The sequence below is a fragment of the Methylophilus sp. Leaf416 genome (genome assembly GCF_001424665.1).
Taxonomy (GTDB): domain Bacteria; phylum Pseudomonadota; class Gammaproteobacteria; order Burkholderiales; family Methylophilaceae; genus Methylophilus.
Genome location: NZ_LMQS01000001.1, coordinates 302744 through 319975, shown reverse-complemented (window position 1 = coordinate 319975; position 17232 = coordinate 302744). Strand labels below are relative to the sequence as shown.

The following is a 17232-nucleotide window of genomic DNA, read 5'->3' as shown; positions in this document are numbered from 1 at the left end:
CAAATCCCGGCTAAATCATTGTTTTATATTATATTCAATCATATAATATAAAGTTGTATAATGTTTCACGAATGGTCCATATTGCAATGGCAGCGTCCCAAGCACTGAGCGGTGCAAATCCCTGGCAAGGGCTGGATATCCAGTCCGAATGGGAACGTTTTAGCCAGCGTGATACCAGTTCTTCGCATGTGTGGACCTCGCACGTCTGGGTCGATTCTATGCACTGCGCCGCTTGCAGCGGGCGCATTGAGCAGACCATCAAGCAACTTCCCGGTGTACTTGCAGTGTACGCCAGCGCAGCTTCGAAACGCGTACGCGTGGTTTGGGATGCACAAAAAATTTCCCCTTCGCAATGGTTTGCCAATCTGGATGAGATTGGCTATACCGCCATGCCAGTCAACGAATACAACGCCATTACCAATAGAACCGTCCAGCAGCGCAAGATGCTCTGGCGGCTGGTAGTCGCGGTTTTCTGCATGATGCAGGTCATGATGTACGCTTACCCGACCTATACCGCCGATAGCAATGACATGGCACCGGATATGGTGCAATTGATGAAGTGGGCGTCATGGGTGCTGACGTTGCCGGTGATGCTGTTTTCGGCAACGCCGTTTTTGTCCCAGGCCTGGATTAGTCTCAAGCAGCGCCAGCTCGGTATGGATGTGCCGGTGTCGCTTGGCATTATCACTGCCTTTGTCATGAGCACACTGGCAACCTTTGCGCCTGGCGGCTGGTGGGGTGATGTGGTGTATTACGACTCACTCACCATGTTCGTCAGTTTCCTGCTGATCGGGCGCTGGCTGGATGTGAAACTGCGCAACCGTACTGCCGGTGCACTGGAAAACATGATGCGCCGCTTGCCGCATGCAGTGCTGAAAAAAAGTGAAACAGGCGAGTGGGTGCAGATTGCGGCCAGCAATATCAATGTCGGCGATATTCTGTATGTTCGCCCAGGCGAGATATTTGCGGCGGATGGTAAGGTCATTGTCGGCAATACCAGTGCCGATGAATCCATGCTTACCGGCGAATCTGATCCGGTGATGAAACCAACCGGGGCGCAGGTCATTGCCGGTTCCGGCAACCTGACTTCGGTGATTGAGATGCAGGTCGAGCAGGTGGGCGAGGGCACGCAATACCATGCGCTGGTGAATTTAATGGCATCCGCATCGACTGAAAAGCCTGGCATTGCTTTGCTGGCTGACAAAGTCGCGCAACCTTTTCTGTGGGGTGTGTTGTTAGCCGCGTTGGTGGCAGTTGGTTACTGGTGGTCTATAGACCCGGCCAAAGCCGTGATGTCGGCGGTCGCGGTGCTGGTGGTGACTTGCCCATGCGCGTTGTCTCTGGCGACACCGGCGGCGATGCTGGCCAGCGCGGGCACGTTTGCCAAAGGTGGCGTGCTGATCCGCCGCTTGCAGGCGATTCAGGCCATGAGTGAAATCGATACCATCGTGTTTGATAAAACCGGCACGCTGACCGAGAACTTGCAACAGGTACAATTGGCTGAAACACATCCTGATTGGGGCAATACCCTGATTCTGGATATGCTGGCTTCGATCACCCGCGATTCCCTCCACCCGGTGGCAAAGGCGCTGCATACTTATGCTGTAGAACAAGATGCGCTCACTGACCTGGTCATGCATGACTGGCAGGAAGTTGTCGGTGGCGGTATTTCGGCGACCCTGGATACGCAAGCCGAAGCTGCTGTAGCCGTCAAACTGGGCAACGCGCAGTTCAGTGGCGTGATGGAATCGGATATTGGGGCAGAGCGCCAGGTGTATTTAATGGCTGGCAACGTGATGGTGGCGCGATTTACGTTGACGGAGCAGGTGAAGCCACATGCCAAGGCGGCAATTTCACAATTAATTTCACAAGGGCTTGATATTCAACTGTTATCTGGTGATAGAATAGCGCCGGTAAAAAATCTGGCATTACAACTCGGTATTCAGAGTGCGTCAGGTCTGCAAAAAGCAGAAGATAAGCTGCAACACGTGATGTTGCTGCAAAAACAGGGGCGGAAAGTTTTAATGGTTGGTGATGGTTTGAATGACGGCCCTGTCATTGCAGCAGCGCATACTTCTATTGCAATGGGTACCGGCGTCCCTTTGACGCAGGCACAAGCCGATATGGTGGTATTGGGTAATGATATCGGTGTGCTGGTTTCGCTCATTTCGCACTGTAAGAAAACTATCCTCATCGTCAAACAAAATTTGTTATGGGCAGCGCTTTATAACGCTGCCGGAGTGCCTTTAGCGATCATGGGGCTGCTACCTGCCTGGTTGGCAGGTTTAGGGATGGCGGCCAGTTCGCTGTTGGTGTTGCTTAATGCATTGCGGCTGACGGACTGGAACAAGTCCGGCTGGCAGAAAGGTCAGGCATAGCTCCATGGAAATAGCGTTTTTATTGATACCGCTGGCGGTGTTGCTGGTGTTTGTAATACTGGGTGGTTTTTGGTGGGCCATCCATACAGGACAATTTGAGGATCTGGAAGAAGAAGGATCCCGAATATTAGAGCAGGATTGATATGTGTCAAATCGTCGCCACTTAATGTGTGCGACATTGGGCATACATCAAAAAAAGTAGTTTTTCATGTTGGGTGTTTGTTTTAATGATTGGGAGAAATCCATGCAAGATGCAACCGTGAAGGCTGCGACCTACAATGACAAAGTAGTTCGCCAATTCGCAATCATGGCAGTGGTTTGGGGTGTATTTGGCACATTGATGGGCGTGATTATCGCGTCCCAGCTGGTGTGGCCTGATTTAAACCTGGGCTTGTCATATACCTCTTTCGGCCGCTTGAGACCACTGCATACCAATGCCGTGATTTTTGCATTTGGTGGCTGTGCTTTGTTCGCGACTTCATACTATGTCGTACAACGTACCTGCCAGACCCGCTTGTTTAGCGATAAGTTGGCGAGTTTCACTTTCTGGGGCTGGCAAGCAGTGATTGTTGCAGCGGCCATCTCCTTGCCTTTGGGTTACACCCAGGGTAAAGAGTACGGCGAACTGGAATGGCCAATTGATATCCTGATTGCGATCGTATGGATTTCATACGCGATTGTGTTCTTCGGTACCATCGGTATCCGCAAGGTCAAGCATATTTACGTGGCCAACTGGTTCTACGGGGCGTTTATCCTGGCGGTGGCTTTGTTGCACATCGTTGAGAGTGCGGCGATCCCTGCTGGCTGGTTCAAGTCTTACTCTGCTTACGCAGGTGTACAGGACGCGATGGTGCAATGGTGGTATGGTCACAACGCGGTTGGTTTCTTCCTGACAGCGGGCTTCCTGGGCATGATGTACTACTTCGTGCCTAAGCAAGCCGAGCGCCCTGTGTATTCTTACAGCTTGTCTATCGTCCACTTCTGGGCGCTGATCTTTACTTATATGTGGGCGGGTCCTCACCATCTGCATTACACCGCATTGCCTGACTGGACCCAGTCTTTAGGCATGGTGTTATCCCTGATTCTGTTTGCACCAAGCTGGGGCGGTATGATCAACGGTATCATGACCTTGTCCGGCGCCTGGCATAAACTGCGCACAGACCCTATCTTGCGCTTCCTGATCGTTTCATTGTCTTTCTACGGTATGAGTACCTTTGAAGGCCCGATGATGGCGATCAAAACAGTGAACGCGTTATCTCACTACACTGACTGGACCGTAGGTCACGTGCACTCTGGTGCATTGGGCTGGGTGGGTTTCATCTCTATCGGTTCCCTGTACTTCCTGATTCCACGCCTGTTCGGCCAGAAACAGATGTATAGCGTAAAAGCGATTGAAGTGCATTTCTGGATGGCGACCATTGGTGTGGTGTTATACATCTCAGCATTGTGGATTTCCGGTGTGATGGAAGGGTTGATGTGGCGTGCAATGAACGCTGACGGTACTTTGGCTTATACCTTTGTAGAAAGCGTAAAAGCAAAATTCCCGTACTACCTCACACGTGCGATTGGTGGTTTCCTGTACATGAGCGGTTTAGTCATCATGTTGTGGAACACCTATAAAACAGCAACTAGCGGCAAACCAGCCACGGTAGAAATACCGGCTGTGGTTGCACACGCTTAAGGAATTCATCATGGCATCTCATGAACAAAATAGTGGCAATCTGCACGAGAAGATCGAAACCAATAATTTTTTGCTGATCGTGCTGACTTTAATCACCATCTCTTTCGGTGGTTTGGCAGAAATCGTGCCTTTGTTTTTCCAGAAGACACTGACAGAGCCTATCCGTGGCTTGCAACCTTACACCGCATTGCAGCTGGCAGGTCGTGACATCTACCTGCGTGAAGGTTGCTACAACTGTCACTCACAGATGATACGCCCGTTTCACGCTGAAACACTGCGTTACGGCCATTACTCTGTCGCGGGTGAATATGTGTATGACCATCCGTTCCAGTGGGGCAGCAAGCGTACGGGTCCAGACCTGCACCGTGTAGGCGGTAAATACAGCGATGACTGGCACCGTGTACACCTTAACCAGCCTCGCGACGTCGTGCCTGAGTCCATCATGCCGGCGTACCCCTGGTTGAATGAGAACCTGGTGGATGATGCAACGATTGGTGACCACATGGCTGCGCTGCGTAAAGTAGGCGTGCCATACACCGATGAACAGATCAAAGAGGGTAGTGCTGCCATTAAAGGCAAAACCGAAATGGATGCGCTGGTGGCATTCCTGCAGGTACTCGGTACTCATCTTAAATAAGGAGTCGCGCCATGGACATCATCAGCATATTACGCATACTGTTTACATTACTGACCTTTGTATTGTTTGTAGTGATCGCAGTGTGGGCATGGCGCAACCGCAATTCCAAAAATTTCAAGGACGCGCAGAACCTGCCGTTCGATCAAGACTAAAACCTCTGCAAAAAGGTTAAGGAAAACATCATGAATGATTTTGTAAGTGGATTTTGGCCGATCTGGATTTCGACCATTACCCTGGGTGGCATTGCGTTTTGTGTTGGCTTGCTGATTTTCGCCAGCCGCGTAAAAGTGACGCTGGACAGTGACAATACCAATGGCCACGAGTGGGACGGTATTAAAGAGATGAACAACCCGCTGCCAATGTGGTGGGTAGGCCTGTTTATCATCACCGTCATCTTTGGTCTGGCTTACCTGTTCCTGTTCCCGGGTTTGGGTGAATACCAGGGTAAATTTGGCTGGACTGCCGTTAAACAGTACGAAGCCGAAAAAGCCAAAAACAACGAAAAAATTGCACCGCTGTATGCCAAATATGCGGCGATGCCAGTGGAAGATGTTGCCAAGATCCCGGAAGCGCGTGATATCGGTAAGCGTATTTTCCTGAATAACTGCGCAGCCTGTCATGGTTCTGATGCCAAAGGCAGCCGCGGTTTCCCTAACCTGACTGACACTGACTGGTTGTACGGTGGCAGCCCGGAAAGAATCAAGGAAACCATTACCGGAGGCCGTATTGGCATGATGCCACCGATGGCAGCCGCTGTCGGTAGCGAAGAAGACGTTAAAAACGTGGCTAACTATGTATTAAGCCTGTCTGGCAGTATTCATGACTCCGGGCGTGCCAATGCCGGTAAGGATAAATTCGTGGTATGTGCAGCCTGTCACGGCGCTGAAGGCAAAGGTAACCAGATGATAGGTGCCCCTAACCTGACAGACAACACCTGGTTGCATGGTCAGGGTGAAGCGGCCATTATCAAACGTATCCATGAAGGTAAAACCAACCAGATGCCAGCCTGGGAAGAGAAATTTAGTCCTGAGCAAATCCATCTGCTGACTGCTTATGTTTGGGGTCTTTCAAACAAGTAAGGCATGCAGAAATCCATGGGTGACATTGGAAAGAACGCTGTGAAAATAACCACCATTCCTGAGCAGGAGGTGGTTTTTTCGCTTTATAAATCTGAAGACAAGGTATACGCACGTAGCGTTTCAGGTTTTTACAACAACTGGCGCTGGGTCATGGTGTGGGTCACGCAGCTGTTTTTCTACGGTGTGCCATGGCTGCAATGGGATGGCCGCCAGGCCATGCTGTTTGACCTGGAAGGCATGCGCTTTTATGTGTTTGGCCTGATCTTTCACCCGCAGGATTTGATTTACCTGGCCTTCCTGCTGATTGTCTCAGCGCTTTCGCTGTTCCTGTTCACCGCCATTGCCGGGCGGTTATGGTGTGGCTACACCTGTCCGCAAACGGTATACACCGAGATTTACATGTGGATGGAGCAGAAAATCGAGGGTGACCGTATTGCGCGTATGCGCCTTGATGACAGTAAATGGAATCTCAACAAGGTGACACGTAAATCCCTGAAGCAATTCGCCTGGATAGCATTTGGGTTATGGACTGGCGTCACCTTTGTTGGTTACTTCACGCCCATGCGCGAGCTGGTGCCGAGCTTGCTACAGTTACAGGCTGGTGGCTGGGAAACCTTCTGGGTGTGTTTTTACGGCTTTGCCACCTATGGCAACGCAGGCTATATGCGCGAGCAGGTCTGCAAATACATGTGCCCGTATGCGCGATTCCAGAGCGCCATGTTTGATGGCGATACCATGAACGTGACCTACGACGAAGCGCGCGGCGAACCACGCGGTGCACGTTCTAAAAAAGCCGGCGAAAACGCCAACGGCCTGGGCAGTTGCATCGATTGCAATATTTGTGTGCAGGTATGCCCGACCGGCATTGATATCCGTAACGGTTTGCAATATGAGTGTATCGGGTGTGGTGCCTGTATTGATGCCTGTGATGATGTCATGGATAAAATGGGCTATGCCAGAGGCCTGATTAAATACACCACGCAAAACGGCATGGATAACCGCTGGAGCCGCCAGCAGATGCTGGCGCGTTTGTTAAGGCCACGTGTGCTGATTTACTCAGCTATTCTCATGACCCTGGTTGTCGGCATGGTAGTCAGCATCTACTACAAAGCTGATTTCAGGCTGGATGTATTGCGTGACCGCGCAGTGATGGCGCGTTATACCAATGATGGCAAGATTGAAAACGTCTACAACCTCAAGCTGGAAAACGAGACTGAAGAGATGCGGAATTACGATCTGAAAGTCACCGGTATACCTGACTTGGCCGTTCATTTCTCAGATAACAATGTCCAGCAAATCAAAGCGCTCAAACCTTTTGAGAAGCGCAATGTCATTGTAGAGATACAGTTGCCGGATGGTGAAATACGTGCCGGATCGCACAAGATTTTGTTTGAAATGACAGATATTCAAAGCAAAGAAACCATCAAGGAAAAATCTGTATTTATCGTGCCCAGTAATTAATGGGTAACCAGGTACGAACAAAAGGAGTAGAGCAGCGTGGCACACAGCATTATGCACAAAGGAGCACAGATGGCTGATCGACAAAAATGGTACCAAAACCCCTATGTCTGGCTGATTATTGGTGGCCCGGCATTAGTGATAGTGGCTTCCTTTATCACGCTATATCTGGCGATTACCCATCCTGATCCACCGATTGACGACTATTACCGTAAAGGGATTGAAATCAATAAGACACTGGATGCTGAGAGAGATGGTATGGCACCCGCCATTGCCGCACGCAACCACGCGCAAACCGGTATGAAACCGGCTGATGACTAAATATTGACTCACTACTTATTTGTAACTAAAAATGCGCGCACGTGAAGCTCCTGTGCGCGCAGTCTCCCCCGCATAATCCTGTATCACATTGTCCGCAGTAGGTTTTAAGCTTATTGAATAGCGCTTGAGCTTGGATCCAGAATGGCTTGCACTTAATATTGCCTTAGCAGGTGCTGGCGTTAAAGATCGCTTTCAGCTTGTCGTGATCCAGGATGCGGATATTCTTCTGTTTGACTTCGATAATACCTTCTTCGCTGAACTTGGAAAATGTGCGGCTGACCGTTTCCAGTTTCATACCCAGATAGCTGCCGATTTCCTCGCGCGTCATACGCAAGATCAGTTCGCTTTTTGAGTAGCCCCTCGCGTGCAGGCGTTGCAGTAAATTCAGCAGGAAAGCAGCCAGGCGCTCTTCAGCGCGCATATTGGCTAACAGCATCATGACGCCATTTTCACGCACGATTTCGCGGCTCATGATTTTATGCACATGGCGTTGCAGCATCGGGATTTGCCGTGACAGATCTTCTACATGGTTAAACGGCATCACACATACTTCGGCGTCTTCCAGCGCAATAGCATTGCAGTTATGTTTATCGCTAACAATGCCATCCAGGCCCATAATTTCACCAGCCATCTGAAAACCGGTGACTTGTTCTCGACCATCTTCAGAAACCACGCAAGTCTTAAAAAAGCCGGTACGAATCGCGTACAGCATGGTGAATGCATCACCACTGCTATACAGATGCCCACCTTGCTTGATTTTTTTGCGGGTGGCGACCATACCATCCAGCTGCTGCATTTCATTTGAGCTCAGGCCTATAGGCAGGCAAAGTTCGCGCAGGTTGCAGTTAGAACAGGCGACTTTGAAACTGGATTCCAGTTGTTTGGCATCGGCTTGCTGGTGTTCAATTGGCCTTGGCTCAGTATGCATAGAGACAATCCTGGACTGGTGTTGAGTATCTGCCAAATTATACGCGTCCTGGTCTGATGTTTCATTGAACATGTTGTGCGCTCTCTTCCCATTTTTTAGGTGGCCCTATTGTGCGCGCGCACGACCGCTATCCATTTGATGTGCATCAAGTAGCCGTCAATTACTTTGTGGCAAAGTGAATCCCATTGCATGACAGGCATTACAGTCAACCCACCCGGACAGGAAACAGTTTGCTAGCTATGAAACAACCGTTGATGATTACGCAGGAGCATATCGAGCGTTATGACGTCTCGGGACCCCGTTATACCTCTTACCCGACGGCAGACAGGTTTGTTGAGGCGTTTGATGCGACGACCTATTGCAAGGCGATTGAGCAGCGCAATATTAACAGCTGGACGCAACCGTTGTCGGTATATGTACATATACCGTTTTGTGCATCATTGTGTTTTTACTGCGCCTGCAACAAGATCGTCACCAAGCGCTATGAGCAAAGTGCAATTTACCTGGACTACCTGCAACGCGAGCTGGATTTGCATCTGCAATCATTAGGTCAGCAGCAAAAGGTCAACCAGTTACATCTGGGAGGTGGCACACCTACATTCTTTAGTGATGAAGAATTATCCAGTCTGATGCGTATGTTGAAAAAGGCATTTACGTTCAGCGCAGAAGGTGAGTATTCGGTTGAAATAGATCCACGCACGGTAGACCAGGCACGTTTGCAACATTTGCGAAACCTCGGCTTTAATCGCCTGAGTTTTGGGGTGCAGGATTTTGATGCCGATGTGCAGGAAGCTGTGCATCGCATCCAGACGTACAAACAAGTGGCCAGCCTGATGCGTCAAGCGCGCGAGATAGGTTTTCAGTCATTGAACACTGACCTGATTTACGGTTTGCCCAAGCAAACCCCTGTTACTTTCAGGCAAACCATTTCACAGATAATTACCTTAAAACCAGATCGAATTGCACTATATGGCTACGCGCATTTACCTTCACGCTTCAAACCGCAACGCCGTATATTGGAGGAAGATCTACCTCATGCGGTTGATAAAATCCAGATGTTGTCAGAAGCCATTCAGCAGTTAATGCAGGCAGGTTATGTCTACATAGGCATGGATCATTTTGCCTTGCCTGAAGACGCGTTGGCCATTGCAAAGCAGCAGGGCAGGTTGCATCGCAACTTTCAGGGTTACAGCACCATGGCTGACCAGGATATCCTGGCTTTAGGTGTGTCAGCAATTGGTAAAATGGGGGCGACTTACAGCCAGAATGCCAAAACGCTGGAAGAGTATTATGACTGTCTGGATCAGCAACAATTGCCGATTGTCCGTGGCCTGGCCCTCAGCCGTGATGACCTGATCCGCCGTGCGGTGATTATGGCCATCATGTGTCATGGCGAGTTAAGCTATGAGTCCATAGAATTATCCTACATGATAAACTTTAGAGAATACTTTAAGTCAGAGCTTCAAGAACTTGTAGAAAAAGAAAAAAATGGCCTGATCATGATAGAAGAAGATGGGATCAAGGTGACTGAGATAGGCTGGTTCTTTATCCGCGCCATCGCCCTGGTATTTGACCGTTATTTACAGCACGATGCCAACCGTGCAAGGTTCTCCAAAATCCTTTAAACTGCCGGCATGTTAGCCAGTTTACTCCTGACCGCCTTCGTCATGGGGCTGGCAGGCGGGCCTCACTGCATAGCCATGTGTGGTGCAGCTTGCGGCGCCATGCAAACTCCCTCCCACGTTAAATCCATCCCGATACGCCTTGTAAAGACTGTCCCCTGGAGCTTTTACCTTGGGCGCATGCTTGGTTATGGCATGCTAGGCGCATTAGCCGCACAAAGCCTGCGTGGTCTCGCCTGGTTATCCAATCAAAGCCAGGTATTCCAGCCCTTGTGGACGTTTTCGCATACCCTGATTTTCGCCTGGGGTTTTTTGTTGCTGGTCACCGGTCAACAACCGCAATGGGCAGTGCAGGGTGCACAAAAGGTCTGGGCCTGGATTAAACAACACACCCGGCACGCCAGATTTAATTTTCTGTTTACCGGCATGGTCTGGGCCTTGTTACCGTGCGGCTTGCTATATTCGGCCGTGATGCTGGCCTCCCTGCAATCGCAATGGCTGCAAGGTGCATTGGTCATGATTGCATTCGCTATCGGTTCTGCTACCGTGATGGCGATCGTGCCTGTGCTATGGCAGTCTGGCCAGCAGGCGTTACCGACGTGGTTTAAAGAAACCACCGGCATGCGTATCAGCGGCATAATGCTGGTTGTATTAAGCTTGATAGCCTTATGGATGGACCTCATGCATCACGATAAATTATGGTGCCAAGTACTTTGATTATTAAATATAAATTACTTTAATTTTTTGCTTTATAAATAAGAAATATTGCCGAAATCACCAGACTGATGTAGTTTACTCTTGTTAATTTAAATTAATTACTCAGGGGTAATTCTATGTGTCTTATTAAAGCCTGCATCATTTTGGTATTCACTATATGGGTTTTCCCAGCCTATGCTAAAGCGCCGGATATCCTGTTAGCACATATTTATCAGCAAGGTTTAGACTTCCGTGAATACCTGGTTAGCGAAAAACTAGACGGCATCCGCGCAGTCTGGGATGGCAAGCAATTAGTCAGCCGTCAGGGACATCAGATTCACGCACCAGCCTGGTTCACTAAACAATTTCCCGCTCAGGCACTGGATGGCGAGTTGTGGATAGCGCGAGGCCAATTTGAATTATTGTCGGCTACCGTCAGGCAAACAGTGCCGGAAGATGCGGCGTGGCGAAAAGTGATTTATTACGTATTCGAGCTACCGAATGCAGAAGGCTCGTTTGCAGATCGCGCCTTGCGGCTGGAGCAACTCGCACAAAAAATAAACAGCCCCTACCTGAAAGCCATTAAACAATTTCATGTGCAAGATGAACAATCCCTGAAACGCACACTCGATAACGTCGTTGCCAAACATGGGGAAGGGCTGATGTTGCATCGTGCTGATGCGCCATATCTCACCGGCCGCAATCATGCTTTACTTAAACTTAAGCCACAACTGGATGCCGAAGCCATAGTGATTGCGCATGTGCCCGGCAAAGGCAAATACGTTGGTAAAATGGGTGCCTTACTGGTAGAAATGCCGGATGGATTGCAATTCAAGTTAGGTACAGGTTTTAGTGATGCAGAGCGTGCGAATCCGCCACAAATCGGCAGCCAGGTCACTTATACTTACCGTGATATCACTAAAAAGGGCAAACCAAAATTTGCCAGCTTTGTACGGGTGCGTCCACCTGAATAATGTTTAGGAAAAGAATATGAAATATTTTGCAGCGCTAATGATGGGATTACTGGTCACCAATGCTTATGCGGTTGATCTCAGCGGCATCTATGATTGCCGTGGAGAGGATGCACATGAAGGGGAATATACCGGCATAGTGACGATGAAGTTGCGCAAGGAGCATAGCAAAGGGTCAGATACCAGTTATGACTTTCAGTTGGAAGTGCCTGATTATGGACTCTATAAAGGCCACGCGGCGGCACATGGCATGCATGCGGCGATGCACTTTGCCTTGCCGATAGAAAATGGCGAGTATGGTGGCAAGACAAATGATTTTGGTACCGGGATTGCGGAGTTTAAGAAGGGTGCCAATGGCAGACTGCAGTTCAGGAAGTTTTATTTTGAACCGGCGTTTAAGGGTGGCAATACGGGAGTTGAGGAGTGTGTTAGAAGGTAATTCTTAGTTTCTCATTCTGGCGTAGGGTGTAGCAGGGGTTTCATAGAGCATGCTCTATGCCTGCGGAACGACTGACTTCTGCAGAAGTCAGTGCGCCCTGCAAGGGAGAATCCAGGCTAGATTAATCTTTAGGTTGGTGAAATCGAAGAGCGAGATCTGCGCTTGCTGTATATCTTAAATAGTTAATTCTTTAGAATATTCACCATTCTATTTCGCCCCTAGGCGAGTTACTTTTCTTTGCTTGCCCAAAGAATAAGTAACCAAAAGAAAGGGCACCCTAGCTTCCGCTTGTTCCCTGCGTTGCTCGTCAACGTGGGCGTCCAACGAAACTCGCCCTGACAAGCCACATAAGACATGGCTTGTTGCGGAACTCGAACAGACGCTGGCCGAAGACTCCCACGCTGACTGCGCTACTCGGCGCGTCAGATAGGGGCCCGTGAAAACCACACGCGTTAACTTGGTTGAGATCCTTTGCTTTGCATCACGCACACCCACTGTGGAAAAGATACAAAAGAATTAGAGTTATAAGAATTTGAATTGGGTTTTTAAAGTATAAAACTTACTTAGCGTCCACCAGCCTTCATGTACAAGCAATGCCACATCGTGGTGGGTTTCAATGGGCCCCTATCTGACGCGCTGAGTAGCGCAGGCAAAACAAGGGGAAAGGGAGCGTTTGTTCGAGTCCCGCAGCAGCTCACGATTTGTGTGTGCTGCCAGGTCGAGTTTCGCGACCGCTTGTTTTGATGAGCAACGCAGGAAACAAGCGGAAGCTAGGGTGCATTTCTTTTGGTTACTTGTTCTTTGGGCAAGCAAAGAAAAGTAACTCGCCTAGAGGCGAAATAGAACGCTACCAGTTTCAATAAATTATCCGCTTTTCTTACTCCAGAGAATGAATGGCCATATACGCCGTCATGTTAAAATCCCACCCCTATGACTGCCGTCTCCCCCGCACAACTCATCAGCCAGCTCGAAAAACAACTCCCGCAATGCATGCTGGCTGACCGCTTCCCCCTGAAGCGCCGATTAAACCAGCTGCGTGATGCACTTAAACAAAACAAACCCGTCGATAAACCCCTGGTGGATATCGCACATAAAGTAGAGGCATCACAACAACGGGTGCAGGCGCGATTAGCCGCGTTACCAAAACCAGAATATCCGCAAGAATTACCAGTCAGCGGCAGGAAAGACGAAATCGCAGCGGCGATCCAGAAACATCAGGTGGTGATTGTCTGCGGTGAAACCGGTTCAGGTAAAACCACACAATTACCTAAAATCTGCCTGGAACTCGGGCGTGGCGTCAGCGGCCTGATCGGGCATACGCAGCCACGCCGCATCGCGGCGCGCTCTGTCGCTTCCCGCATTGCACAGGAACTGCACAGCCCACTAGGCGAGGTGGTCGGTTACAAGGTTCGTTTTAACGACAAATTGTCCGAGCGTAGTTATGTCAAGCTGATGACCGACGGTATTTTGCTGGCGGAAACGCAGAGTGATAAATTCCTCAATGGCTATGACACCATCATCATCGATGAGGCACATGAGCGCAGCCTGAACATCGATTTTCTGCTGGGCTACCTCAAGCAGTTATTACCAAAACGGCCAGACCTGAAAATCATCGTCACTTCGGCGACGATTGATGCGGATCGCTTCTCCAACCATTTTAATGGTGCACCTGTGATTGAAGTGTCGGGGCGAACTTATCCGGTGGAGATCCGTTACCGGCCGCTGGGCAATAAAACCACCATGGTGGCAGTCGAAGTGCCGATTGATGACGGACTGGACGATATAGACCGTTTTGCACAGGACCTGATGGGCATCAAGCGCAAGCCGCCACGCACGGAAACACGCTGGCTGGAAGAAGATGACGAAGAAGAGGTGATGGAAGATGCTATCCTCGATACCGCTGAAGACCTGTTACGGCAGGGTGATGGCGATATTCTGGTGTTCTTGCCGGGTGAGCGCGAAATCCGCGATACCGCCGACCATTTGCGTAAAAACCAGGGCAGTTCACTCAAGCTGAAGTCGGCCGAAATTCTGCCTTTATTTGCGCGCCTGAGCATAGAGGACCAGCAGAAGATTTTCCGTCCCGGCGGACAGCGCCGGATTGTGCTGGCGACCAACGTCGCAGAAACCTCGCTGACTGTGCCTGGCATTAAATATGTGATTGATGCCGGCTTGGCACGGGTTAACCGTTACAGCCCGCGTGCCAAGGTTGAACAATTACAGATTGAGAAAATCTCGCAAGCAGCGGCCAAACAACGGGCAGGGCGTTGCGGCCGGGTTTCCAGTGGTATTTGTGTGCGCCTGTACTCGGAAGAAGATTTCAACCAGCGCCCCGAGTTTACTGAACCTGAGATTTTGCGCAGTTCGCTGGCCAGCGTCATTCTGCGTATGGCCGATTTGCGCCTGGGGGATGTCGCCGAATTCCCTTTTATTGAAGCGCCTTCTTCCCGTCTCGTCAGCGACGGTTACCAGTTGCTGCAGGAGCTGGGTGCGGTAACCGAGCGGCGTGAGATTACCGAGATCGGCCGGCAAATGGCGCGCTTGCCATTGGATCCGCGCGTGGCGCGCATGATACTGGCGGCGAAAAAAGAAAGCTGCCTGCGCGAAATATTGATCATCGCCAGTGTGCTAAGCATGCAGGACCCGCGTGAACGACCTATGGATAAACGCGAAGCGGCTGATCAGGCGCACGCAAAATTCAAGGCAGATGACTCCGATTTCATGAGTTATCTCAAATTGTGGGACTGGTACGATCAGGCGCTGAAAAACAAAAAATCCAATAAAGAGTTGTTGAACCAGTGTCACCAGTCTTTCCTGTCTTTTCTGCGTCTGAAAGAATGGCGTGAGTTGCATGCGCAACTGCGGGAAATGGTCGAGGAAATGGACTTCAAGCTTGGGGATAAAGAAGCCAGTTATGAGCAAGTGCATAAAGCCTTGCTGTCCGGTCTGCTGGGTAATATAGGCTTTAAGGATGGTGACGGCGAAACCTACGCCGGTGCGCGTGGCATCCGTTTCACCATTGCGCCAGGTTCAGCATTGAAAAAGACGCGGCCGAAATGGGTGATTGCTGCAGAACTGGTGGATACGACCAAGCTGTATGCACGCATCGTCGCCAGGATAGACCCGGACTGGATTGAACCGGTCGCCCATGAAGGCGGGGCACGTGATTTAACGCAAAGCCATTACAGTGACCCGCGCTGGGACCGCAAAACCGCGCAAGTGGTCGCGTGGGAACGCGTCAGCCTGTATGGCCTGACCATCGTACCGAAACGTCGTGTGCATTATGGTCCGGTTGACCCGACGCAGTCGCGCGAGATTTTTATCCGCGAAGCGCTGGCTAATATGGAGTTTGATACCCGCGCGCCTTTCCAGGAAGCTAACCGCCGCCTGATTTCAGAGGTGGAAGCGCTGGAACACAAGGCGCGCCGCCAGGATGTGCTGATTGATGAGCATCAGCTGTTTGCCTTCTACGACAAGGTAGTGCCGGAAATCAGCGAGCAGTACCGTGTTTTCAATGGCATTTCGTTCGAGAAGTGGCGGCAGGATGCAGAAAAGATTAATCCGAAAGTGTTATACCTGACCCGTGAATCGCTGATGCGACATGGCGCCAATGCGATTACCGAGGTGCAGTTCCCCGAACAGATGACCATCGATGGGGAAACAGTGCCATTGAAGTACCGGTTTGAACCTGGGCATGTGCTGGATGGCGTAACGGCGACTATCCCGTTAGCGCTACTAAACCAGCTGGATGCCAGCGTGACCGAATGGCTGGTGCCCGGCATGATACGTGACAAGCTGACCGCTCTCATTAAAGCACTGCCCAAAACCTTGCGACGCGTGTGCGTACCCGTGCCTGATTTCGTGACCGGCTTTTTGCAGGCGCACAAGACAGAGGGCGCTTTATTGCCGGCATTGTCACAATTTATCCAGCACAAAACCTCGCTCAAGCTGAAGCCGGAAGAATTTGACCTGGCCGGGCTGGATGCCCATCACCTGATGAACTTCCGCGTGGTGGATGAAAAAGGCCGCGAGCTGGGCATGGGCCGTGACTGGAGTGCACTCAAGAAACAACTGGGTTCTGCGGCACAACTGACTTTCCGCAGCGGCTCGCCGGATATTGAAAAGACTGATCTCAAGCAATGGGACTTTGGTGATTTGCCGGAAACGCTGACCTTCAGCAAGGATGGCCGCCAGTTGACTGGTTACCCTGCCATAGAAGATAACCAGGACAGTGTCGCCGTTAAACTGTTTGATACGGCAGATATGGCGGCCAGTGCGCACCGCAAAGGTGTGTGCCGCCTGATGCGCTTTGAGCTCAAGGAGCAGATGAAGCAGCTGGAAAAAGGCCTGCCCGGATTCAACCAATACGCTTTATTGTTACGCGCCGTCATGAACCCTGAGCAGTTACGCGAAGACATGCTGCAAGCGATTGCCGACCGCGCGTTTATCGCCGAAGATGCCTTGCCGCGTACTAATGCCGAATTTATGCAGCTTAAAGCCCGCGCACGCACGCGTTTACCGGCGGTGGCAGAAGCGTTAACGCGGCAAGTGCAACTCATTGCCAGCGAATACCAGGCATTAACCGCGCAATTGCAGAAAATGACACCGGTGACGCAGAAAATCAAACGTGAATGTGAACAACAACTGAATGCGCTGGTCTATCACGGTTGTTTCAGTCGCACGCCGTGGGAGCAATTGCCGCATGTCCCCCGTTATTTAAAAGCGATACGCATGCGTATAGATAAATACCCGACCAGCATAGAGCGGGATGGAAAGCATGCGCAGGCGATTGTGCAACTGGAGCAGCGATGGCAACAGAGAATTGAACAATTGCGTAAAGCCAACCTGTCTGTAACAAGCGGGTTACAAGACTTTGCGTGGCAGTTGCAGGAGTTACGTGTATCATTATTTGCACAGGAATTAAGGACGCCTTATCCTGTCTCAATCAAAAGACTCGAAAAACTTTGGCAAGAAATACAATAGTCATGAATGACATCAGCAACCTCTGTGATTAATCCTGTT

General features: G+C 50.4%; 14 protein-coding genes. 13 read left to right on the top strand and 1 reads right to left on the bottom strand.

What is annotated here, in order from left to right; translation table 11 throughout:
* Window positions 1-86: 86 nt before the first annotated feature.
* The 8 genes from ASG34_RS01445 to ASG34_RS01410 all read left to right on the top strand — a co-directional run bounded on the left by ASG34_RS01445 (window position 87) and on the right by ASG34_RS01410 (window position 7554).
* Entirely contained in the window at window positions 87-2378 is a 2292-nt protein-coding gene (locus tag ASG34_RS01445; RefSeq protein ID WP_055827245.1) for a heavy metal translocating P-type ATPase, read from the top strand.
* 4 nt (window positions 2379-2382) lie between these two features.
* A complete protein-coding gene (ccoS, locus tag ASG34_RS01440; RefSeq protein WP_055825655.1) occupies window positions 2383-2520 on the top strand; it encodes a cbb3-type cytochrome oxidase assembly protein CcoS in 138 nt (45 codons plus the stop codon).
* 102 nt (window positions 2521-2622) lie between these two features.
* Window positions 2623-4059 (top strand): cytochrome-c oxidase, cbb3-type subunit I, encoded by a 1437-nt coding sequence (ccoN, locus tag ASG34_RS01435; RefSeq protein WP_055825652.1) that lies wholly within the window; start codon window positions 2623-2625, stop codon window positions 4057-4059.
* Window positions 4060-4069: 10 nt separating this feature from the next.
* Window positions 4070-4696 carry a cytochrome-c oxidase, cbb3-type subunit II gene (gene ccoO / locus ASG34_RS01430; protein ID WP_055825648.1) on the top strand — a complete coding sequence of 209 codons (627 nt, stop codon included), beginning with the start codon at window positions 4070-4072 and terminating at the stop codon, window positions 4694-4696.
* An 11-nt stretch (window positions 4697-4707) separates the two neighbouring features.
* Window positions 4708-4848 carry a cbb3-type cytochrome oxidase subunit 3 gene (locus tag ASG34_RS01425; protein ID WP_055825643.1) on the top strand — a complete coding sequence of 47 codons (141 nt, stop codon included), beginning with the start codon at window positions 4708-4710 and terminating at the stop codon, window positions 4846-4848.
* A gap of 30 nt (window positions 4849-4878) precedes the next feature.
* Window positions 4879-5775, top strand: coding sequence for a cytochrome-c oxidase, cbb3-type subunit III (gene ccoP / locus ASG34_RS01420; protein WP_055825641.1), 897 nt, complete (start codon window positions 4879-4881; stop codon window positions 5773-5775).
* 15 nt (window positions 5776-5790) lie between these two features.
* Window positions 5791-7236 (top strand): cytochrome c oxidase accessory protein CcoG, encoded by a 1446-nt coding sequence (ccoG, locus tag ASG34_RS01415; RefSeq protein WP_055825638.1) that lies wholly within the window; start codon window positions 5791-5793, stop codon window positions 7234-7236.
* 69 nt (window positions 7237-7305) lie between these two features.
* Window positions 7306-7554 carry a FixH family protein gene (locus ASG34_RS01410; RefSeq protein ID WP_055825635.1) on the top strand — a complete coding sequence of 83 codons (249 nt, stop codon included), beginning with the start codon at window positions 7306-7308 and terminating at the stop codon, window positions 7552-7554.
* 163 nt (window positions 7555-7717) lie between these two features.
* On the opposite strand, the gene fnr is transcribed toward ASG34_RS01410, so the two are convergent.
* The gene (gene fnr, locus ASG34_RS01405; protein ID WP_055825632.1) at window positions 7718-8482 is read right to left on the bottom strand and encodes a fumarate/nitrate reduction transcriptional regulator Fnr; all 765 of its coding nucleotides are present in this window, start codon (window positions 8480-8482) and stop codon (window positions 7718-7720) included.
* Window positions 8483-8721: 239 nt separating this feature from the next.
* Here fnr and hemN point away from each other — a divergent pair, with 239 nt between their 5' ends.
* The 5 genes from hemN (at window position 8722) to hrpA (ending at window position 17193) form a co-directional block, all read left to right on the top strand.
* Window positions 8722-10107, top strand: coding sequence for an oxygen-independent coproporphyrinogen III oxidase (hemN, locus tag ASG34_RS01400; protein WP_055825629.1), 1386 nt, complete (start codon window positions 8722-8724; stop codon window positions 10105-10107).
* Between the two features lie 9 nt (window positions 10108-10116).
* Window positions 10117-10821, top strand: a complete 705-nt coding sequence (locus ASG34_RS01395) for a sulfite exporter TauE/SafE family protein (RefSeq protein WP_055825625.1) — start codon at window positions 10117-10119, stop codon at window positions 10819-10821.
* 116 nt (window positions 10822-10937) lie between these two features.
* Window positions 10938-11774: a DNA ligase gene (locus ASG34_RS01390; protein WP_055825622.1), complete on the top strand. Its 837-nt coding sequence runs from the start codon at window positions 10938-10940 to the stop codon at window positions 11772-11774.
* A 16-nt stretch (window positions 11775-11790) separates the two neighbouring features.
* A complete protein-coding gene (locus ASG34_RS01385; RefSeq protein WP_055825619.1) occupies window positions 11791-12210 on the top strand; it encodes a hypothetical protein in 420 nt (139 codons plus the stop codon).
* 990 nt (window positions 12211-13200) lie between these two features.
* Window positions 13201-17193 (top strand): ATP-dependent RNA helicase HrpA, encoded by a 3993-nt coding sequence (hrpA, locus tag ASG34_RS01380; protein ID WP_055825616.1) that lies wholly within the window; start codon window positions 13201-13203, stop codon window positions 17191-17193.
* Window positions 17194-17232 lie beyond the last annotated feature (39 nt).